At 55.1% G+C, this 20,540-nt stretch carries 19 protein-coding genes and 1 riboswitch; of the genes, 12 read left to right on the top strand and 7 right to left on the bottom strand.

The window, feature by feature from the left end:
- Nucleotides 1-29 precede the first annotated feature (29 nt).
- Complete coding sequence (locus tag RG807_RS05640; protein ID WP_309044029.1) at nucleotides 30-611, bottom strand: hypothetical protein; 582 nt, start codon at nucleotides 609-611, stop codon at nucleotides 30-32.
- Nucleotides 612-836: 225 nt separating this feature from the next.
- On the opposite strand from RG807_RS05640, the gene RG807_RS05635 reads away from it, so the two are divergent.
- The 3 genes from RG807_RS05635 to msrB all read left to right on the top strand — a co-directional run bounded on the left by RG807_RS05635 (nucleotide 837) and on the right by msrB (nucleotide 4,301).
- The gene (locus RG807_RS05635) at nucleotides 837-1,538 is read left to right on the top strand and encodes a response regulator transcription factor (RefSeq protein WP_309044028.1); all 702 of its coding nucleotides are present in this window, start codon (nucleotides 837-839) and stop codon (nucleotides 1,536-1,538) included.
- A gap of 6 nt (nucleotides 1,539-1,544) precedes the next feature.
- Nucleotides 1,545-3,050, top strand: coding sequence for a sensor histidine kinase (locus RG807_RS05630; RefSeq protein WP_309044027.1), 1,506 nt, complete (start codon nucleotides 1,545-1,547; stop codon nucleotides 3,048-3,050).
- A gap of 78 nt (nucleotides 3,051-3,128) precedes the next feature.
- Nucleotides 3,129-4,301 (top strand): peptide-methionine (R)-S-oxide reductase MsrB, encoded by a 1,173-nt coding sequence (gene msrB, locus RG807_RS05625; RefSeq protein WP_309044026.1) that lies wholly within the window; start codon nucleotides 3,129-3,131, stop codon nucleotides 4,299-4,301.
- Here msrB and RG807_RS05620 read toward each other — a convergent pair.
- Complete coding sequence (locus RG807_RS05620; protein WP_309044025.1) at nucleotides 4,298-5,026, bottom strand: 3'-5' exonuclease; 729 nt, start codon at nucleotides 5,024-5,026, stop codon at nucleotides 4,298-4,300. The two genes, msrB and RG807_RS05620, sit on opposite strands and share 4 nt — an antisense overlap.
- Nucleotides 5,019-6,905, bottom strand: a complete 1,887-nt coding sequence (locus RG807_RS05615; RefSeq protein WP_309044024.1) for a putative nucleotidyltransferase substrate binding domain-containing protein — start codon at nucleotides 6,903-6,905, stop codon at nucleotides 5,019-5,021. Before RG807_RS05615 ends, RG807_RS05620 begins: the two co-directional genes overlap by 8 nt.
- A 127-nt stretch (nucleotides 6,906-7,032) precedes the next feature.
- Here RG807_RS05615 and cobU point away from each other — a divergent pair, with 127 nt between their 5' ends.
- Complete coding sequence (gene cobU / locus RG807_RS05610) at nucleotides 7,033-7,548, top strand: bifunctional adenosylcobinamide kinase/adenosylcobinamide-phosphate guanylyltransferase (protein WP_309044023.1); 516 nt, start codon at nucleotides 7,033-7,035, stop codon at nucleotides 7,546-7,548.
- Here the strand turns inward: cobU and RG807_RS05605 are convergent.
- Together RG807_RS05605 and cobT are read right to left on the bottom strand one after the other, a co-directional pair.
- Entirely contained in the window at nucleotides 7,529-8,152 is a 624-nt protein-coding gene (locus tag RG807_RS05605; RefSeq protein ID WP_309044022.1) for a histidine phosphatase family protein, read from the bottom strand. The genes cobU and RG807_RS05605 overlap by 20 nt on opposite strands.
- A 14-nt stretch (nucleotides 8,153-8,166) precedes the next feature.
- Nucleotides 8,167-9,237 (bottom strand): nicotinate-nucleotide--dimethylbenzimidazole phosphoribosyltransferase, encoded by a 1,071-nt coding sequence (gene cobT / locus RG807_RS05600; protein WP_309044021.1) that lies wholly within the window; start codon nucleotides 9,235-9,237, stop codon nucleotides 8,167-8,169.
- Between the two features lie 155 nt (nucleotides 9,238-9,392).
- Here cobT and cbiB point away from each other — a divergent pair, with 155 nt between their 5' ends.
- Complete coding sequence (gene cbiB / locus RG807_RS05595; RefSeq protein WP_309044020.1) at nucleotides 9,393-10,343, top strand: adenosylcobinamide-phosphate synthase CbiB; 951 nt, start codon at nucleotides 9,393-9,395, stop codon at nucleotides 10,341-10,343.
- Complete coding sequence (gene cobD, locus RG807_RS05590) at nucleotides 10,340-11,359, top strand: threonine-phosphate decarboxylase CobD (RefSeq protein ID WP_309044019.1); 1,020 nt, start codon at nucleotides 10,340-10,342, stop codon at nucleotides 11,357-11,359. The genes cbiB and cobD overlap by 4 nt, the downstream gene beginning before the upstream one ends.
- 28 nt (nucleotides 11,360-11,387) lie before the next feature.
- On the opposite strand, the gene RG807_RS05585 is transcribed toward cobD, so the two are convergent.
- Nucleotides 11,388-12,602 carry a hypothetical protein gene (locus tag RG807_RS05585; protein WP_309044018.1) on the bottom strand — a complete coding sequence of 405 codons (1,215 nt, stop codon included), beginning with the start codon at nucleotides 12,600-12,602 and terminating at the stop codon, nucleotides 11,388-11,390.
- Nucleotides 12,603-12,670: 68 nt separating this feature from the next.
- Complete coding sequence (locus RG807_RS05580) at nucleotides 12,671-14,641, bottom strand: TonB-dependent receptor (RefSeq protein ID WP_309044017.1); 1,971 nt, start codon at nucleotides 14,639-14,641, stop codon at nucleotides 12,671-12,673.
- A 142-nt stretch (nucleotides 14,642-14,783) separates the two neighbouring features.
- Nucleotides 14,784-15,004: riboswitch (cobalamin riboswitch) on the bottom strand.
- A 96-nt stretch (nucleotides 15,005-15,100) separates the two neighbouring features.
- Here RG807_RS05580 and RG807_RS05575 point away from each other — a divergent pair.
- The 6 genes from RG807_RS05575 to bluB are packed head-to-tail and all read left to right on the top strand — an operon-like array spanning nucleotide 15,101 to nucleotide 20,539.
- Complete coding sequence (locus RG807_RS05575; RefSeq protein ID WP_309044016.1) at nucleotides 15,101-15,970, top strand: cobalamin-binding protein; 870 nt, start codon at nucleotides 15,101-15,103, stop codon at nucleotides 15,968-15,970.
- Nucleotides 15,971-16,003: 33 nt separating this feature from the next.
- A complete protein-coding gene (locus RG807_RS05570; RefSeq protein WP_309044015.1) occupies nucleotides 16,004-16,963 on the top strand; it encodes a FecCD family ABC transporter permease in 960 nt (319 codons plus the stop codon).
- Nucleotides 16,963-17,730, top strand: coding sequence for an ABC transporter ATP-binding protein (locus tag RG807_RS05565; RefSeq protein WP_309044014.1), 768 nt, complete (start codon nucleotides 16,963-16,965; stop codon nucleotides 17,728-17,730). Before RG807_RS05570 ends, RG807_RS05565 begins: the two co-directional genes overlap by 1 nt.
- Before the next feature lie 26 nt (nucleotides 17,731-17,756).
- Nucleotides 17,757-18,368 (top strand): cob(I)yrinic acid a,c-diamide adenosyltransferase, encoded by a 612-nt coding sequence (gene cobO / locus RG807_RS05560; protein ID WP_309044013.1) that lies wholly within the window; start codon nucleotides 17,757-17,759, stop codon nucleotides 18,366-18,368.
- A 3-nt stretch (nucleotides 18,369-18,371) separates the two neighbouring features.
- A complete protein-coding gene (locus tag RG807_RS05555; protein WP_309044012.1) occupies nucleotides 18,372-19,841 on the top strand; it encodes a cobyric acid synthase in 1,470 nt (489 codons plus the stop codon).
- Complete coding sequence (gene bluB / locus RG807_RS05550; RefSeq protein ID WP_309044011.1) at nucleotides 19,838-20,539, top strand: 5,6-dimethylbenzimidazole synthase; 702 nt, start codon at nucleotides 19,838-19,840, stop codon at nucleotides 20,537-20,539. Before RG807_RS05555 ends, bluB begins: the two co-directional genes overlap by 4 nt.
- Nucleotide 20,540 lies beyond the last annotated feature (1 nt).

Below are 20,540 nucleotides of genomic sequence, written 5' to 3'. Positions count from 1 at the left end.
GCCTTTCCGGGCTTTTTTTGGACTGAACATCAGTCCTCGTCGTCGTTCATTGTGGCTTGCAAAGCTTTCATGTGGGGTCTGACTGCTTCTATGTCTGCGGCAGGTACGTTGTCGGCGGCTTTTGTAATGTTCAGCGCAGCGCCCATCATTGCCCGCATTTGGGCTTTCATTTCAGGGCTCATGTTCGGATCGTTTTCCATTTCTGCCATGGCTTCGGCCATCTCGGAGCCACCATTGCCAGCGTCTTTCATTTCAATGGCCATCATGGCGCCGAAAACCCGGTCACCGACAGATGCCCAGGATTGAAGGTCTTTGAAACCATGCTTTTTGACCACGCCTTCGAACTTGCCATAGGCGGGGGTGCCCTTCATTTCTTCAACACCATCAGAAAAGAGCCGCGTCATGTCGGGTATTGAATCCATGTCTTCTGTGTCAGGATCCGGCCAGCCTTCTGTATCTTCGTATTGATCCTGCAGTGTTTGTGCGTCCTGCATGGATGCGATAAATGCTCCGATTGTTGAGTCAGTCAATCTCTCTGCCTGCGCCGTAAACGCCAGTATTGATAGCACCAGCGCCAGTAGACACCGACCGAAGATTTGAGCCCTGAACATAGAACACTCCTTATTTATACTGGTGAGCGGCATTGCTCCACCTCCCTCATTCGATGAACACTCTGCGTGCGATAGAGCCTGCATTTAGCGTAGACCATTGGCTTTATCTTAGCGAAGCCCGGTCGGAGCAGCAGGTTGTGACGAATTTGTGAACTTTTAACGCTAGACTCATTTCATGAGAAAGCGCACAAAGACTGTATTGTCACTCAGGTTAAACCACCGTTTATGACGCGAACTGTATTGATTATTGAAGACAATCCCGGTATCGGGGAACTGGTGAGTATGCAGATCAAAGATCTGGATATGCAGGCGGTTCTTGTTGATCGCGGGAATGATGGCCTTGAGCGCTTTAAAAAAGGCGGCATTGATCTGGTTGTTCTCGACCTGATGCTGCCGGGACTGGATGGACTTTCTGTTTGCCGGGAAATTCGGGCTATCCCCGGTTACGTTCCGGTGCTTATGCTGACCGCCAAAAGTTCCGAGCTGGATCGGGTGCTTGGCCTGGAAATGGGTGCAGACGATTATCTGACAAAACCTTTCAGCGTTGCGGAACTTGCGGCCCGCATCAAAGCCTTGTTCCGGCGGGTGGATGCACTTTCTTCCCGCAGTTCCGAGCAAGCGAAAGCCGAAGAGTTGGAGGTAGACGGGCTCAGAATAGACCCTGTGCGGCGGCGAGTGTTTGTGCAAGGCAATGAGGCGGAACTTACCGCCCGTGAGTTCGATCTGCTTTGGCACTTTTCCTGCCACCGCGGGCGCGTATTCAGCCGGGCGCAGTTGCTGGATGCAGTGTGGGGGTATAACCACGAGGGTTATGAACACACCGTGAATACCCACATCAACCGCTTGCGTAACAAGATTGAAGCCGATGCAGCCGAGCCCCGTTACGTGCAAACGGTATGGGGTGTCGGGTATCGGTTTCTGGATTGAACCATTATGCCCCGACCTTTGTTTCAAACCCTGTATGCGCGCCTGGCCCTCGGCCTGTTTCTATTGCTCGTGATTGTTGGTGGGCTGTTTACGGCGTTAAGCCTCTACTCCGTGCGTGAGTATAGTGCGGCAGTGGGCCAGGAGCTGAATCGCGATCTTGCCAGCCACCTCGTCTCAGATCGCAACCTGGTCACCAACGGCACACTCAATCACAGCGAGCTGGAGCGCCTGTTTGATCTGTACATGAGCATCAACCCCAGTATTGAGATTTATTTGCTGGATCATGAAGGCCGCATTCTCTCTTACTCTGCCAACCCGGCGAAAATCAAACGCAAGCATGTATCCCTGGAGCCCATTCGCCAGTTGCTGGACAACCCGGGCGCCTACCCTTTGCAGGGCGACGACCCACGCAGCCACGATCGCCGCAAAGTGTTCTCGGTCACCCCGGTGCCGAATGCGGAGAATCCCACGGGCTACCTGTATGTGGTGCTTAGGGGTGAAGAGTACGATTTTGCTGAAAGTATGGTGCACAGCGACCACTTGCTGCAGATGGGCGGCGGGGCTTTAGCCATCAGCCTATTTGTGGGGCTGCTTGCGGGCCTTGTGTTCTTTAGGCTGCTGACACGGCGCTTGTCTGGGCTGACTGCTCGAGTAGAGGCTTTTGCGGCAGAGACAAAAGATTCAGCAAGTACGGGTATTGCAGACGACACCAGTGTGCCCGGGGACGATGTGGATTATTTGGCGGCCCGGTTTGATCAGATGGCGGCTCGCATTGCCAGCCAGTTGGAGTTATTGAAAGATAAAGATCACCTGCGCCGCCAACTGGTGGCTCAGGTGTCACACGATTTACGCACCCCGCTGGCGTCCATTCAGGGGTATCTGGAAACCCTGGGAATGAAGCGGCAGGAGCTGAGCCCTGATGAGCGCCGGCGCTTTCTGCATGTGGCTTTGGCTGAAACTATGCGCCTCAGCAAATTGGTTGATGAGCTGTTTGAATTAGCGGCATTGGATGCCCGCGAACGACAACCCGTTGCGGAGTCGTTTATGCCCGCAGAGCTGCTGCACGACGTTGTGCAAAAGCACAGGCCAAAAGCCGAACAGGCAGATGTTACGTTGAGCATCACAAGCGCCGAGCCGGCCATAGTGCTGGCTGATATCGCCATGACCGAGCGAGTGCTGGATAACCTGATTGGCAACGCTGTGGATCATTCACCCAAGGGTGCAGAGGTACAGCTAAGTGTGACGGTGAACGGTGATGGTGCTGCAATCTGCATAGAAGATGCAGGAGAAGGCATCGACCCGCAGGATATCGACCATGTGTTCGATCCATTTTATCAGGCCCCAGGCGCAAACCGCACCGGGCATGCGGGGCTGGGCCTTGCAATAGCGCGCCGAATGGCGGAATTGCAGCATGGGAGAATCTCCGTAGAAAGCCATTCAGGGGCAGGTGCCAGGTTTCAATTTTGGCTGCCGCTGGCGGATTCAGCGGCAAAAGAATCCACAGCGTTATAAATTCGTAAGATTTAAGGAACGTTTTGGTGAAGTCACGGCGATAGGATGGCTTTCGTTATTACTCGCAGGAGAGTTGTTATGAACCGAAAAATACTCGCGATGGTTACTGCGCTTTTGGTCGCAGCTACCGGCGCCTTTTATGCCACCGTTGCCACAGCCGAGAAAAGCACCGTCACGGCCAATGAATATGCTCCGACAGACCCGGGCCTGAAAGTCGCTACCTTTGCCGGTGGCTGCTTCTGGTGCGTGGAAGCTGGCTACGAGAAAATCCCCGGCGTGGTGGAAGCTGTTTCTGGCTACACCGGGGGCGACGAGCCTAATCCGAACTATCAGCAGGTGGCCGGCGGTAGCACCGGGCACACAGAGGCTGTTCAGGTTTACTACGACCCGACCGTAATCACCTATGAAGGTTTATTGCAGGGCCTGTGGAGAATGATGAATCCCACGGATGCCAACGGTCAGTTTGTGGATCGTGGCCAACAGTATCGCCCGGGAATTTTCTATCACGATGCTGATCAGAAGCGTTTGGCTGAAACGGCCAAACAGGCACTGCAGGCTTCCGGTGTCTATGAAAAGCCGGTGGTTATTGAAATCACACCACTGGGCGCGTTTTACGCGGCAGAGAAGTATCACCAGGATTACTATAAAACGAATCCGGTGCGCTATAAATTCTACACATACAACTCGGGCCGCTATCAGTTCATTGAAAGCGTATATGGCGAAGACTATGAATTGGATTTCAGCCAGTTCAAACCAAGCGAGAAGGCAATGGGCAGTTCTGGCGACAAAAAAGGCTTCGACCCGGAAAGCTTTGTAAAGCCCGATCCCGAAGCCTTGAAGAAGCGACTGACCAGTACTCAGTATGAAGTAACCCAGAACGATGGCACCGAGCGGGCGTTCAGCAATCCGTACTGGGATAACAAACAGCCGGGAATCTACGTGGATGTGGTGTCAGGTGAGCCACTGTTTTCTTCCCGTGACAAATACAAATCCGGAACTGGCTGGCCGAGCTTTACCCGCCCGCTTAGCTCGGACATGGTTGTGGAAAAGGAAGACAATGGGTTCTTTATGAAGCGCACCGAGATTCGAAGTCGCTTTGCTGACTCGCACCTTGGGCATGTGTTCAATGATGGCCCAGCCCCGACGGGCCTGCGCTACTGCATGAACTCAGCGGCGATGAAGTTCATCCCGTTGGAAGACATGGCTGCGTCTGGCTACGGCGATTGGATTGCCGAGGTGGAGGCGCCTTAAAGCCATAAGTCGCCAACAGGCGTTTCTGGACTGAAATGATGCTGAATCTGGGCCTGCAGAAGTTCTGCAGTCGCTATAGCATCGACCAGAGCGTTATGGGCCGCGTAGTGAGGCAGCCCGTAGCGCTTTCTGCTATCCCCTAGCCGTATCGATGTTGGCTTTTCTCCTGCCAGTTTTTTAAAGAAAGAGGGTTGCCGGTTTGGGTGCAGGTGCGCCTCTATTGCCATGGTATCGATAAGAGGAAAACGGATTCCCTCATTAAGGCGGTATTGCAGTGCCACATTCAGGAAGGGCCTTTCGATATGTCTGAAGTGAACGACCACAATGCGGCCATTCAGGCTGGCAAAGACGTCTTCAAGTATTTCTGACAGATCTGGCGCGTCGCTGATATCGGCGTGGGTGATGCCATGGAATGTCACAGATACTTGGTGCAGTGGCAGTCTCGGGCGCACAATCCAGTGTTTGGCCTGATTAAGCAGAATAGCGTCCATCGTAAAAGGCACCAGCCCGATACTGACGATTGAATGAGCGTCCGCTTCAAGGCCGGTGGTTTCAAAATCCAGGGCCACCATGGGCACCTCGGAGATTGCCGTGTCCTCAGAAACGCAGCCGGCCTCGTAAAAGGCTTTCAGCACAGGCGCCTTGGCGCTTTCCGACAGAGCCTGGTATTGCTCAGGCCATGGTAGGGTATTAACGGCGTCTGGTAAGGATTGGTTATCAGACATGCCGGGTCGCCTGGGAGTTGTAGCGGAATCTCAGGAACTTCTGGGCATTGCTCACAACCTGGAAGGCGTCTTTGAGATGGCTACGCTCAAATGGCGATAAATCTTCTGGCCGCACATTGTTGTTGGGTTCCTCTCCAGCTTCCAGGGCAAGCGCCTGATGGCGAATACGCACAATAGAAATGAACTCCAGTGCGTCTCGCAGGTTGCTCAGGTCGTCTTCCATAATCAGCTTGGTTTTGCCGATGCTTTTCAATCGTTCGAAGGAGTTCTGCGCCTGTGAGCCGCAAGCCAAGGCGTGAATCCGAATGAGGTCCGACAGTGGAGCTGTGCCCCGGCGTTTCAGGTTGAAGGTTTTTTGATGTTTACCGTCCTCTTCAAGCACAAAGGTGCGGAAGAAGCCCAGAGGAGGTGTTCGGTTGAGCGCATTGCGCGCCATAAGGGTCAGGAACAGTTGGCTGCTGCTGGCCTTCTGGGCGACCAGAGCTTTCAGCTCTTCGGCATATTCCGTGCGGCCATAAATGCCGTCCAGATCGAAAAAGATATTGCTGTTCAGCAGGGCGACTGCCTTGGGGTTTTCAATCCAGTCGGTAAAGTAATCGCGCCAAACCTTCAACGGCTGGCGCCATTTTGGGTTGGTGGCCATTATGTCGCCGGTGCAGTAGGTGTAGCCGCATTCAGCTAACCCGTCAGACACAAATTTTGCCAGTGCGAGGAAGTACTCGTCGTGTTCTTCTGGCACAAAGCTGTTGTCCAGAATCATGGCATTGTCCTGGTCTGTCACCACCAGTTGCTCGTCCCGGGCCATGGAGCCCAGTGCCATGAAGCAGTAGGGGACCGGCGGCGGCCCCAGTTTTTCCTCACCCAACTCCAGCAAGCGCTGAGTGAAGCTTCGGCCGATACCTGCCATAGCACTGCCTATCATGTGTGAATTGGCGTCCTCATTCACCATACGCACAAAGCTGTCGCGGACATCCTTACTGATTTTCTTCAGGGCTTTCACATCTTGCTGGTGGAAGATGTTACTTACCAGATACAAGCTGCTCTGACTTTCGTAGCGCACAATGTCTGCAAGGGCGATTACGCCTCGAACCTCATCGCCGTCTATTACCGGCAAGTGATGCACGTTGTTGTGCAGCATGGTGAGCATGGCTTCAAACACATAGCTGCTGGCCCGAATGGTAATCAAACCTGTGGTCATGATATCGCTGACGGGCGTTTCGGAGGGCAGCGCTTCGGTTACCGCCCGCGTGCGCAGATCCCGATCGGTGATGATGCCCACCAACCGCTCCCTGTCGCAGGTGCCACCGCACTCTTCATCCATCAGCAGCAGAGCAGATACACCCTGATCTGTCATGATTCGCGCAGCTTCCTGCAGCCTCACAGTGGTGGGTGCCGAGACGGTTTCTCTGGAAATAAGACGGTTAACGCGGGAGGTCATCAGAGCGTTGGATTTTTCCCGGCGGGAGACGGCTGAACGCAAACGGCTGCGATCTTCTATCTCCACAAAATCTGCAAAATTCTCATCGTTTTCAAACAAATAATGAAAGGTTTCTGCCGTAACGCGATAGAGCAGGCTGTCCTCCAGTGCCCGCGCAGGAAACCTCACCTGGCCACGCATAAGCAGGCCAAACTGGCCAAATATCTCGCCTTCACCTATGCGGTTATACAACTCGCCGGAGCGACGGAAAATTTCCACAGCGCCGCTTCGCACGTAATACATGCGAGTGCTGGTTTGCCCGGTTTCTGTTATCTGGGTTCCTGCCCGCACATAACTGATCTCAATGTTGGCAGTAAGCTCGTTCACCAGCTCCTCAGGCATTTCATCAAATGGGGCATGCTGGATGAGGTGGTTGCGGATATCGATCAGTTCAGCCTGCATGCTGTCTCCCGGATGGAATTGGATAACGTTCAGGCAAAACTATAGCAGAAGCCGCCGGCTGAGCGGTGGAGGTTGGGCCGAAAGGCTATAATGTGGCTTTTGACCTTCGGAGAAACCATCAAACATCATGCATACACTAGTACTTGGCGGCATCCGCTCCGGTAAAACCGCGCTTGCGGAGCAGTTGGCTTCGGGCACAAACAATTCAGTGGTGTACCTGGCAACCGCAACCGCCGGAGACGACGAGATGCGCACGCGCATTCAGCGCCATCAACAGCAGCGCCCGGATAGCTGGGGGCTTGAGGAAGAGCCGCTGGCTCTGGCCCAGGTGCTTGCCCGCCAGGCAAAAGCCACGCAACTGCCCTGTATACTGATTGACTGCATGAGCCTGTGGGTGAGCAACCTGCTGCACGCCGGAGAAAAAACCTTTGCCCGGGAGCGGGAAGCATTTTTAAATCAGGTGAGCCTTTATCCCGGCGAGCTTGTGATAGTCAGCAATGAGGTAGGCTTGGGTACGATCGGGATGGACCCGCTCACCCGGCGTTTTGCGGATGAGCTGGGTTGGCTGAATCAGGCGTTGGCCGCTGTGAGCGACAAAGTGGTGATGAGTATCGCCGGACTGCCTACGGTGCTGAAGCCTTGAGTGACCCGTGGGCTACAAGGCTTTGGAAAGCCCCGTGAGCTGATGTGTCCACCTGTATTCTGCTACGGCAGGCATAGGGCGTGGCCACACTGGAGAAGGAATGCTCCAGGGGGATGTTCATAACATCCGCAATAACCATCCTGATCACCCCACCATGGCAAACGATCAGGACCTTTTGGCCTGCAAGCTTCTCCCGCCAATGGTGCCAGCTTTCAGTAACGCGGTGATTGAAGTCCTTGGCTGTTTCACCGCCGGGAGGCGTGTAGGCAACCGGGTTCGCCCAGAACTGGCTGAGCCTCTCGCCATCGTTGGCCATCACCTCATCGGCTGTGCGCCCTTCCCATTCCCCGAAGTTAATCTCCCGCAAACGTTCGTCCTTATGCAGGGGGATTCCGCGGTTATCTGCGAGTTCCTGCGCAAAGCGAACGCAGCGCAGCATGGGGGAGGTAACTATGGCATCCCAGTGCTCACTTTCAGTCACTGCGCTTCGCATCTGCTGCCACCCCGCCTCGCTTAGCGGGTCGTCTTTGCTGCCGCGATACATGGGGCCGCCTTCCGGCTCGCCGTGGCGAATCAGGTCAAACACGGATGTGCTATCAGCCATGGTGCCTGCCCTCTTTATTGCGGATCTTTATTGCTAACGCCAGCGTCTTCAAAGCTGGCCATTTTGTTGTGAAGCTCACAGGCCATTCTCAATAGCGGAATGGCGACAGCTGCCCCGCTGCCTTCACCGAGCCGCATGCCAAGATCCAGCAAGGGTTCAGCACCCAATGCGGCAAGAATAGCTTCGTGGCCAGGCTCAGCGGAGCGGTGAGCAAATAGCAGCCAAGGGCGGATGCCTGGCTGCTGGCTCACCGCAAGCAACGCTGCGACAGAGGCAATATACCCATCGACCAACACCGGAATGGATCGCGCTGCGCAGCCGGCAAAGGCGCCTGCCAGAGCGGCTATTTCAAAGCCACCAAAGGCCTTGAGTACGGCAATGGCATCCTCGCCATCGTCATCGTTATCGTGGCGCTGAATGGCCAGGATGATGATTTCCGCTTTGTGGCGCACGCCCGCCATGTCCAGGCCGGTGCCAGGACCAGTGAGTTTCATGGGGTTTTTGCTCATGAGCGAACTGGCAAGAGCCGTGGCGGAGGTGGTGTTACCTATCCCCATTTCGCCGCCAATGAATAACTGGCTGCCCTTGTCTGCAGCACGCTGGGCTGCGGCATCGCCGTGGCTCAACGCGGCGCATAGCTGCTCAGTCGTCATGGCATCGGCTTCTGAAAAATTACGGGTGCAGGGGGCGATGTGAGCATCAACCACACCGGGTAAGTTGGGCTCAACATCCGCTACCGTGCCCAGGTTAACAACTTCCAGTTCCGCACCCAGGGATTTGGCCAACACGCTTATAGCAGCGCCGCCATTGGCGAAATTGGCAATCATTTGAGCCGTAACCTCCTGGGGATAGGCTGAAACGCCCTCTTCACAAATACCGTGATCACCCACAAAAACGCTGATCTGAACACGATCAACTGCTGGCGTAACAGTGCCCTGCAGCCCGGCTAGCTGAACAGCCACGTTTTCGAGCCGACCCAGTGAGCCGGCGGGCTTGGTCAGAACGCTTTGACGCTGGGCGGCTCGTTCAAAAAACTGTGCGTCGGGTTGTTGGGGAGGGGTAGTCCAACTGCTGGGAAACGACATTTCACATACCTTCAGACATCAATAGACCGTAACGTCAGATGCTATTACGGCGATCAGGGCTTGGGTTCAATAGAGTGTGGAGCGGGATCATACTCCGACTGGGTGTAATGAGGTAGGCTTGACGGTTTCATCGACTGACCGGCTTGGAATCACCAGTGCTTTTATTCACTCCTTTAATTGTTTTTGTGCTCGCCCTCGCCCTTGATCAGCTGTTCGGTGAGCCGCGTCGCTTGCATCCGGTGGTCGGCTTCGGGCATTTGGCAAACGCCGTTGAAAAGCGATTTAACACCGCACCGACTAATTCCCGGCTGAGTCTGTTGGCTGGTCTGTTTTCCGTATTTTTGCTCACAGCACCGTTTTTGGGCTTAGCGATCTGGGTGTCTGTCACTCTCGATGGGTGGCTGTTGATGTTGATTCAATCGATCGTCCTTTGGCTCGCCATGTCTCTTCGCGGATTGGCTGAGCATGGCAGAGCGGTGGCTGAGCCATTGCAGGCCGGCGATCTTGAGACAGCTCGTGAGCAAGTCAGTCGTATTGTCAGCCGTAAGGCGAGTGCGCTGGACGAAAAAGGTGTGGCTGCAGCGGCAACTGAGTCCATGCTGGAGAATGGAGCCGATGCGGTGTTTGCCAGTTTGTTCTGGTTCCTGGCTGCAGGCATTCCGGGTGTTGTGCTGCACCGAATGGTGAATACCCTGGATGCCATGTGGGGCTATCGCAACCCACGGTTTCTATATTTTGGCCGAGTGGCCGCACGGCTGGATGACCTTATGGGCTGGGTGCCCGCTCGGCTGACAGCCCTTACCTACATGCTGCTGGGCAATCGCAAGCTGGCATGGTGGTGCTGGAGACATCAGGCGCCACAATGGGATAGCCCCAATGCCGGCCCTGTGATGGCGGCGGGTGCCGGCGCACTGAATGTTCGGCTTGGTGGGCCCTCACCCTATCCTTCCGGCGTTAAACATCGCCCGGTGCTGGGTGGCACCCAGAATGCGAGCTCCGCCAGTGTGGACGCTGCGATCACATTGGTACGGCGGGGAGTCTGGCTCTGGCTTGGCGCGCTTCTGGTGACCACAGTGTTTTGGTTTTTGGCGGTGCATTCATCATGATGCTGGAACATGGTGGGCGTTTAAACAAAGCGGCAGAACGCTGGGGAATCCCCCGTTCGGAATGGCTTGATTTGTCTACTGGCATTAACCCCAATGGCTGGCCAGTGCCTGAAATACCGGCAGAGCTTTGGCAAAGGCTGCCCGAAGCCGATGATGGGCTTGAAGAAGTTATTCGCAAGTGGTCAGGAGCGCCCGCGGAGGCGGCCTGTGTGCCTGTGCCGGGCAGCCAGGCAGCGATCATGGCGCTGCCGAAATTACGCAAACCCTGCCGTGTGGGTATACCTGTGCCGGGTTATCGAGAGCATGGGCAAAGCTGGCGGCAGGCAGGCCATACAATTGTGCCTATAGCACCTGAGCAAACAGACGGTGGAGCGACAGGCTGTGATGACCGTTGGCTGGACCGGCTGGATGTGCTGGTGTGGATTAACCCCAATAACCCCACCGGTGAAATCGTCCCGCCCTCGACGCTCCTGCGCTGGCATCAGCAGCTGCAGAAGCGCGGTGGTTGGCTCGTTGTCGATGAGGCGTTTATGGATGCTACGCCGGCATTCAGTTTGGCATTCCGTGCCGGTTTGCCAGGTTTGATTATTCTGCGTTCGCTGGGAAAGTTTTTTGGATTGGCGGGGGTGCGTGCAGGGGCGGTGCTAGCGGATCCTGTTGTTGCTGGGGCTTTAAGAAGTGCGCTCGGCCCTTGGGTGCTTGGTGGGCCTGCTCGTTATGTGATGGCTCGGGCGCTGGAGGATCATGACTGGCAGCAGAATGCCTTGCACCGTTTGCGCGGTGACTCTGACAAGTTGAGAGGGTTGCTCCAAGACAGTGTGTTTCCGGTTTTCGGCGGTAGCCCTCTGTTTCAGACCGTAAGGGTCGGCCAAGCGAGCGCTTTGGCGGAAATCTTTGCCCGTAGCGGCGTGCTGGTTCGCTGTTTTACCCAGCCAGAAATGCTGAGATTTGGACTGCCCGGCAGCAGTGGCGAGTGGAAGCGCTTGGCTGAGGTGATAAAGGCAGCGGCGCAATAATCCACCGCTGCCTTTAGTTTTACTTCGCTTATGGTGTGCCTGCTACTTCCGTGTCTTTGCCTGTTTCGATGAATGCAACTGCAATGGGCAGTAGCTGTGTTTCTACAAAATCGACCTGTTGATCGGTGGACGTATCAAAGATGCGAACACCTTGAGCACTGGTGTTGGCATCCCCTATCCAGAGAGTACCTTCGGGGCTTAGGTCGATAGTTCTGAAATCACCGCCTGTTAGACCAGCAACATCCGTGAGACTGCTGGCGCCTGCCAATGGGTTGAAGCGTTGCAGGGAAATGTCCTGCCAGCCTGTGTAGTTAAGAACGTAAGCCTGTGTTGGACTCACAAATACGGCGTTGTTGATCTGTGTGGTAATCTCAGCGTCAGTAATTAAAGGGCTGACGGTATAGGTGTCAGGGTCAATGATGTCCAGACCTGTGCCAGCAAATGGGGAGCTGAACCCGCCTCGATTAACTACCACCAAGCCAAGTCCCTCAACATGTTCAATGCGTGTTGGGTTGCGACCCAGCAAGGCAATGCCCTCAAGCCCTTCTGCATTCCCTGAGTCAGTATCGATTTCCGTGTCGGTTGTTGTGTCGAAGACCGCGACATAGCTTGTGTTTGTCGGCTTATAGTCGCTACCCAAACGCTCAAGAGTAATAAAGAGCTTGCTTCCAACAATCACCCCAGAGGACATGTTTGGTGCTCCGGTTGTGTTTTGGGGTATGTAAGCGGACAAATCCAGTTCACCCGTATAGAACTCTGACTCATTGGCGGCTGACGGGTTTACGATCCATGCGGTGCTTGCGCCATAGCGGAGGAGATACGCTTTTTGCTCACTAACAAAGACCAGCTGATAAGGATTTGATGAGCCGGTAGCGCCTTTTGCCAGTGTGGAGTAGTCCCACGTAGCGATGGCCGGATCTTTGATATTGACCTTCTTGATGGTATCAATGAAGAATTTACCAATCAGGTAGTAGTTTTCACCGTAGGCATTCACTGTAATATCAGACGGCCCCGGAAAATAACCACCGTTAGCCGATATATCGTCTTTGCCCAGTTCAGCCAACTCGACTTCGCCAGACAGGTAATCACTCGACGCAGTCGCGATTGCGGCAACGTACTTTGTATTTTCATCGATCTCGATGCTGCCACTGTTGCTTGAGCTTCCGCCACAGGCAGTAAGTGTGGCAGACAGGGCAAGCACGAAGGGTAGAGCGAATCTACGGAAGTGCAGTTCAGTTTTCATGATGGGTTCCTTGGTTCCTGTTTATATAAGGTCTTTCTTTTTGGTTTGCGTAATTAGATATTCGCCGATCAAAAAATGTGCTTCACATTCACAAACCAACTCCTTCCCGGACCGGGAAAGCGGCTGAAATCCTGATAGGTTTCGTTTGTTATATTTTGAAGTTCCAGAGTGACTTCGCTCTCGCCTCGGTTGGGCCAGACCTTTGTCCAGCTTATGGAAGCGTTTATCAGAGTGCGGGGGTCGGCCATGAGCCTGTTGGCGGCGTCATAATAGAGCTTGTCGTCATAATTGTAGGAAACGTCAACGCGAAAAGGCCGGATATGCCAGCGGCTGCCGGCGACAAATGACTCATGGTAAATGCCGGGAAGTCGTTGCTCGAAGCGATCACTGACGCTGTCATCAGTGTTTTCAGACTCCTGAAGTGTTGCGTTGCCGTACAGCTCCCACCAGTGGTAGATGCGCCACAATGCATCTATTTCTGCGCCGTATATTTCTGCGGATAAATTGGTGTAACGGCCAACGCCGCGGGCGTCGTAGATCGCGGCAACAGCAGGGTCAAGTTCACGATAGAACCCTGTTAATTCGGCGTGCCCCCAGCCCCGGTCTGTGCGCAGAGTTATTTCGTAGTTCTTCGACTCTTCGGCTTCAAGATCGGGGTTGCCGACAAATAACCCCTGTTGACCATAGAGCTCCTGCAGAGTTGGAATGCGAACTTGTCTGGACAACGCCCCTGAAATTTCCCAGTTGCCGGCAAAGTAATGGCTCAACCCCAGTTGCCAGCTGTTGTAGCGATTTGTACTGGAGGTTTGCGTGACGGTGCCATTGCCGAGTGCTTCATCGGAATGGTCGTCAATGCGGTACTGTCGCAGAGATACCTGCGAGCGCCAGCGGCTGTTGGAGCTGAGCCATTGGTGGGAAAGCGCGCTGGCGATTTGCAGGCGTTCCCTTTCGTCAGGCAGATCCGAGCTGAGCTTGTCGTTCTGTCGGTAGTCGTATTTTGCGACATCGATAGCGGCGGAAAGCGTGTGGTTGCCCAACAACCAAGTGAGGGTATTGGCCATTCCAAGCTGTTTTGTGCGGGTATAGACGTCGGTTGTGCCCAGCCCGACCAGTCCTGTTTTGTTGTTGTAACGCTCGTTGGCATCCGACCATATCACTCGGTGGCTGGAGTGAACCTGGCCATCCATCCAGCCTTTTTGCTGATAGTGCAATTGGGTGCGTAGGGTGTCGTTGGCTAAAAACGCTTTGTTATTTTGCCAGTTCTGAATGCTTGGAACGCCCTGCTCGTTATCGTTGTACTGAATCAGCGCGTCCAGCTTGCTGGTGTTATTAATCTCCCAGCCCAGCTTAGTGCTGACAGCATCCTGCTCGTAGTCTGCATTCCGGCGTTTTGTCGTGGCGCCATCGTTCGGATTGAACCATTCGCGGCTGTTGGGGTACTCAAAATCGTTGTTACTGCTCTGCCGATCCAGCGATACCCAATAATAAAAATCTTCGTGGCTGCCACTGTTGAACAGGCCCATCTTGTAGGTATCAAAAGAACCTGCGCCCAAGTTAATGCGGGTGGAATCTTCAATATCTTTGCCCAGGGTTTCCATAACCACCACGCCACCAATACCAGCCTGGGCAAACTGCGCGGGTGCGCCACCAGGGTAAATCTGAATTCGGCTGATGTCGTGAAGCCCTAGCTTGCCCATATCCACCCCGCCCGTTACGGGATCGTTGAGCAGCATGCCGTCAACCACAACCTGAACCTGGCGAGCGGTGGAACCTCTGATGGAGACAGAGGAATAACTACCCAAGCCGCCACTTTGGCGAATCTGAACGCCCGTCTGATTGCTGAGCACGTTGGCCAGATTGGCGGTGCGGTTTTCATATTCCGAACGGGGGATTACCCGTACCGGGCCGGTTGCCTTGGAGGGATCGATGGTTGTTGCTGCGTTGGCGGGTGAGCTTTCAACAATGATAAACGGCGCAGCGTCGTCCGCGTTTGCGGCAGCCAGGGGGAAAAGAAATAGCAGGCAGAAAAAACGACGCATTAGAGCAGTTAACCATGGCCAAATGAGCTATAAACCACAGCCAAAGAAAACCGCTTCAGCTGCGAGAACAGCTATCATCAGGAGGTTTAACGCCAACACGAGCAGGCAAAAACTCCGCGGTACCAGCCCTCCGCCAGTACTCACTGATAGCCGGTAGCAGGCCGGTCTCCGGGCTTGCGGCTGGCGATGTCGCCAGAGTAGGATGCGCTCGCGCCAGCCAGAAGGCTGGAGCTGATCCTGCTCATTGCCACTTACCGTTGCGGGGGCAGCGTCGGACTTTAACCGAACTTCCCAGTTTCACCCTGCGCTCAATAATACGATAACGTATATTGCGCCACGGGCACCTGCTACGGATAGAACTTGGCGCATAGTCTAGGGTTCCGTTTTATGTCAGTCAATTAATGTTATTTGTGGCGCCGGATCTGTCATTTTGGCAGCAGACCAAGGAATGAGCTTTCAATGATATTTCGTGCTTTTTTTCTGTTTTTCGCGCTAGTTGGCGGTGCGTTTGCAGACGTTTGTGCAACGGATGATGCCGGTCAACCCCTGTGTCTGGCGGCGCCTGCACAGCGAATTGCTACTTTGTCGCCGGGCGCAACCGAGCTTACGTTCGCAGCCGGGGCGGGCGACAAGGTAATCGCGGGTGTTAATTACAGTGATTATCCTCCCGCTGCACTCAAGCTCCCGCGGGTTGGCAATCATACGCGGATAGATCTGGAAGCCCTTGTGGCGCTTAAGCCGGATTTGGTGATCACTTGGGTAACAGGAAATCCCCCGGCCCAGATTGAGCTTTTGGAGGCGTTGGGTATTCCCCAGTTCGCCATAGAGCCTCGAACTTTTGAAGGTGTTTCCAGTGTTCTCGAGAGGCTTTCTACTCTTGCGGGTACAGAGCAGGCTGGGTTTGCGGAAGCGGAACGTTTCAGAAAGGGCATTGCGGATATTGCTGACGAGTATCGCAACGCGGAGCCGATACCGGTTTTTTATCAGGTGTGGGAGCAGCCGCTGATGACCATCAATAATGATCATTTGATTGGTAAGGTTCTGCAGTTGTGTGGTGGCGTTAATGTGTTTGGCGATATGCCACGTTTAGTGCCAAGAATCAGTGCGGAAGTTGTCTTGAAGGCCAACCCCCATGCCATTCTCACGGGGAGTGTAGATGGCGAAGCCGATGAACAGCTGGATCGCTGGATGGAGTATTCCGAGTTGAGTGCGGTGGTTCGGGATAACCTTATTTTTGTTCCCGCCTCCCCTATTTCCCGGCCCACGCCCAGGCTACTCGAGGCCAGCAAGCTGATTTGTGAAAAGTTGGACGTTGCTCGTGGGCATTGATGGCGTGGGTGAGCACCTGTGGGAGGGTGGCCAGTGACCCGCTCACTTCTGGGTCTTGGCGTGATGGCACTGGCAGCCATGATGCTGGCTTTGGCTATGGGCAGTGTGACCGTTCCACTGCCTGATCTTTGGCAGGTTATTCAGGGCGACGGCAGCGCATTGCATCGTACGCTTGTTTGGGAATTACGGCTGCCGCGAGCGATTGCGGCGTTTGCGACGGGGGGGCTGTTGGCTGTGGCCGGCGCACTGATGCAGGTATTGCTGCGCAACCCACTTGCTGATCCATACATTCTGGGGCTGTCGGGTGGTGCCGCAGTGGGTGCGTTGCTGGCGATGCTTGCCGGGATGGGAACGCTGCTAATCTCCGGCTCGGCTTTTGCTGGTGCCATGTTGGCAACCATGCTGGTGTTTGGCCTTGCCCATGGAACCGGTAGTTGGACACCTTCCCGCCTACTGCTCACTGGCGTTGTGGTCGCTTCCGGTTGGGGGGCTGTGATCACACTCATGTTGGCAATTACTCCTTCGCACAAACTGCCCGGCATGCTGTATTGGCTGATGGGGGATGTTTCCTATGCTCGTACACCCTGGCCAGCCTTTGTAGTGCTGGTTGTCTCCATAGGCTTGATTATGCCGCTTGCCCGGAATCTCAATGTGCTGGCGCGGGGGCCTATGCAGGCAGCCGCGCTGGGTGTTTCTGTGCGGCCGCTGGAATGGGCGGTGTATCTACTCGCCAGCCTGCTGACCGCGACGGCGGTGACAACTGCGGGGAGTATAGGATTTGTAGGGCTGATAGTGCCTCACATGCTCCGGCTGGTGTTGGGGAATGACCAGCGCACCATCTTGCCTGCCAGCGCTCTGGCCGGCGGGACGTTGCTGGTGCTGGCAGACACTCTGGCGCGTACGGTGATTGCGCCCGAACAGTTGCCGGTTGGCGTGATAACCGCATTGCTGGGTGTGCCCATGTTTCTCTATCTGTTGCACCGGAGTCGCTGATGAGCACGCTGAGAGCCCGCGAACTGATCATCAACATACCGGGGCGCGCTGACGGCTTTGCTCTGAATATAAATGTTGAGCCGGGCCAGATCTGGGGTGTGCTAGGCCCTAACGGTGCGGGCAAAACCACATTACTGCATACCCTTGCGGGTTTACATCCTGCTCGCAGCGGGCAGGTGGTGCTGAATGACTCACCTTTAAAAGAGCTCAAGCGCCGGGATATTGCACGGCATCTGGGCCTGGTGTTCCAGGAGCGTCAGGACACGTTTCCGGCAACGGTGATGGAAACAGCCCTGATTGGCCGCCATCCCTGGCTGTCACCCTGGGAAAGTGAGCAAGGCGAGGATCAGGCTCTTGCGGAACAGGCTCTGACGGCACTGGATGTCGATGGCTTGTCTGAACGCTTGCTCAACACCTTGTCTGGCGGAGAACGCCAGCGCGTTGCCATTGCAACCTTGATGACCCAAAACCCGGACATCTGGTTGCTGGATGAGCCCACCAACCATCTGGATCTGCACCACCAGGTAAAGGTGATGAATCTGCTTCGCAACCAGGCAGAGTCTGGAAAAGCTGTGTTTATGTGCTTGCACGATCTCAACATGGCGGCGCGCTGGTGTAGCCATGTTCTGTTGCTGTACACCAATGGCGATGCGTGCTGGGGGGCGACAGGCAGCATGTTGGTGCCGGAAGCACTGGAACGTTTATACAACCAGCGCCTTATCGCCTTGGAAAAAGACGGACTGTCGGTATTTGTGCCGGCTCAATAAATTAACGTTGATGTGAGGCAATCACCATGAAAGAACGCGCAAAAGACCCCGAACGCCACGCCAAACGCATGGCAGCTAAACAAAAAATCATGCACGAACGCATAGCCAACGCCCAGAAAGAGCAGGGCATATTGCTGGTATTGACCGGCCCGGGCAAAGGTAAGAGCAGCTCTGGTTTTGGCATGGTGGCTCGTTCTTTAGGCCACGGCATGAAAGTCGGCATTGTGCAGTTCATTAAAGGTGCGTTCAGTACCGGTGAAGAAGCCTTCTTCCGGGATTTGCCTAATGTGGACTACCACATAATGGGGCAGGGCTACACGTGGGAAACTCAGAACCGAGAGCAGGATGTTGCAGCGGCCAATGCCGCGTGGGACATCGTTGCAGGCATGTTGAACGACGACAGCTACGATCTGATTTTGCTGGATGAACTCAATATCGCATTGAAATACGACTATATCGATCTCGACCGTGTTCTGGACGATCTACAAGCACGGCCAGAGATGCAGCACGTGGTGGTCACTGGCAGAAGCGCCCCGAAAGAGTTGATTGATATCGCAGATACAGTGACTGAAATGGGCGTAGTGAAGCACGCTTTTGAGGATCAGGGCATCAAGGCCCAGAAGGGTGTCGAGCTTTAATACATGACCACTCTGATGATCCAGGGCACCACATCCGACGCTGGTAAAACCACGGTTGTCGCCGCCCTGTGTCGCTGGCTCGCCCGCCAGGGTGTATCAGTCGCACCGTTCAAACCCCAGAACATGGCTTTGAACAGCGCGGTGACGGTGGATGGCGGTGAAATTGGCCGCTCCACTGCTTTGCAAGCGCTGGCTAGTGGCCTTGAGCCCCACAGCGACATGAACCCGGTATTGCTGAAGCCCCAAAGCGATTGTGGTGCCCAGGTTATTCTGCGCGGGCAAGTGCACGGGAATATGGACGCGCTGGATTATCACGCCTACAAAGCCGAAGCCATGGAGGCGGTGATGGCCGCCTGGCGGTCACTCAGCGAACGTTACGATGTGATCATTGCGGAAGGCGCCGGCAGCCCGGCGGAAGTTAACCTGCGTGCTAACGACATCGCCAACATGGGCTTTGCGGAAGCAGCGGATTGCCCGGTGCTATTGGTTGGGGATATCGATCGGGGCGGGGTTTTTGCTCAGCTTGTTGGCACGCTGGAGCTGATTTCTGCCAGTGAACAGCAGCGCATAAAAGGGTTTATCATCAATCGCTTTCGGGGCGATATTGCGCTGTTGGAACCGGGGCTCGACTGGCTCGAAACCCGCACGAGCAAACCGGTGTTCGGCGTACTGCCGTACCTTCACGGGCTGGTGGTGGATTCCGAAGACAGTGTCAGCACTGAAGGAAGTAGCGAAGCTGGTGCGCTGAACGTGGTGGTGCCGGTAGTACCACGCATCAGCAACCACAACGACTTTGATCCGTTGCGGCTGCATCCGGGGGTAAACCTCATCTTTGTCGGCCCGGACCAACCCATACCTCCAGCTGATTTGATCATCCTGCCGGGCAGTAAAAGCACCCGTCACGACATGCAGTGGCTTATACATCAAGGTTGGCCGGAAGCCCTGCGCAAACACCTGCGCTACGGCGGCAAGGTGCTGGGAATTTGTGGCGGCTTTCAGATGCTGGGGCAGTGGGTCGAAGATCCTGATGGCCTTGAGGGCGAAGTTGGCCACACAGAAGGCTTGGGCCTGCTGGAAATGAATACGCGAATGGTACCCGGTAAGCAGCTGAAACAAGTGTCCGGCACCCTGGCGTGCAGCGTAGCCGGGGCGACCACAAGCGTGACGATGTGCGGTTACGAAATGCACAACGGCGTTACCGAAGGCCCTGCACTGGCTCGCCCTTTTGCGGAACTGGAAGGCCGGCCCGACGGCGCCGTTAGTCATGATGACCAAATAGCCGGCACCTATGTGCATGGCTTGTTCGATGCGCCCGAAGCATGCGATGCCATCTTGGCGTGGGCGGGGCTGAATCAGGCAGCTGCGCAAGCGGTGGATTACCAGAGCCACCGGTTACAGCAGTTGGATCGCTTGGCTGACCAGGTGGAGGCGTGTTTGGATACCGATCGGCTAAGGAGCCTGCTGCAGCTATGAGTAATCACAATGACCCGTTTACTGAAGCCCAGAGAGCGGGGCTGTACCGCGCTATTTTTGAACGCCGTGATGTGCGCTCGCAGTTTCTGACCGACCACATTCCGGACGATGTCTTAGCCCGAATCCTGAAGGCTGCCCATCACGCGCCGTCGGTAGGCTTTATGCAGCCGTGGGACTTCATTGTGATCGACAGTTTGTCGGTGCGAGAGCGGGTTCTGGCCAGCTTCAATGAAGAGAACGCCAAAGCCGCTGATAACTATACCGGTGAGCGCAAGGACGCCTATCGTAGCTTAAAGCTTCAAGGCATTATCGAAAGCCCAATCAACCTGTGTATCACCTGTGACCGTTCCCGGGGTGGCCCTCATGTTTTGGGCCGAAACTCTATCATGGAGATGGATCTGTTCAGCACCTGTCTTGCGGTACAAAACCTCTGGCTGGCGGCGCGGGCGGAAGGCATTGGTGTGGGCTGGGTCAGTATTTTGGACCAGGATCGATTGTCGGATATTCTACAATTGCCGGAGCAGGTCTACCCCTTGGCGTATCTTTGCCTGGGCTATGTCAGTGAGTTTCTGGATCAACCAGAACTGCAGGCGAAGGGCTGGCGATCACGTCTTCCGCTGGAAGAGCTCGTGCACGGAAATGGCTGGGGAAAGTCGTTAGATCAGACTGGCCTGACTGAGCAATTAAAGAAAGTCTGAA

This window comes from Marinobacter sediminicola, assembly GCF_031157525.1.
Classification (GTDB): domain Bacteria; phylum Pseudomonadota; class Gammaproteobacteria; order Pseudomonadales; family Oleiphilaceae; genus Marinobacter; species Marinobacter sediminicola.
The sequence above is the reverse complement of the archived record's forward strand: the minus strand, read 5'-3'. Positions and strand labels throughout refer to the sequence as shown.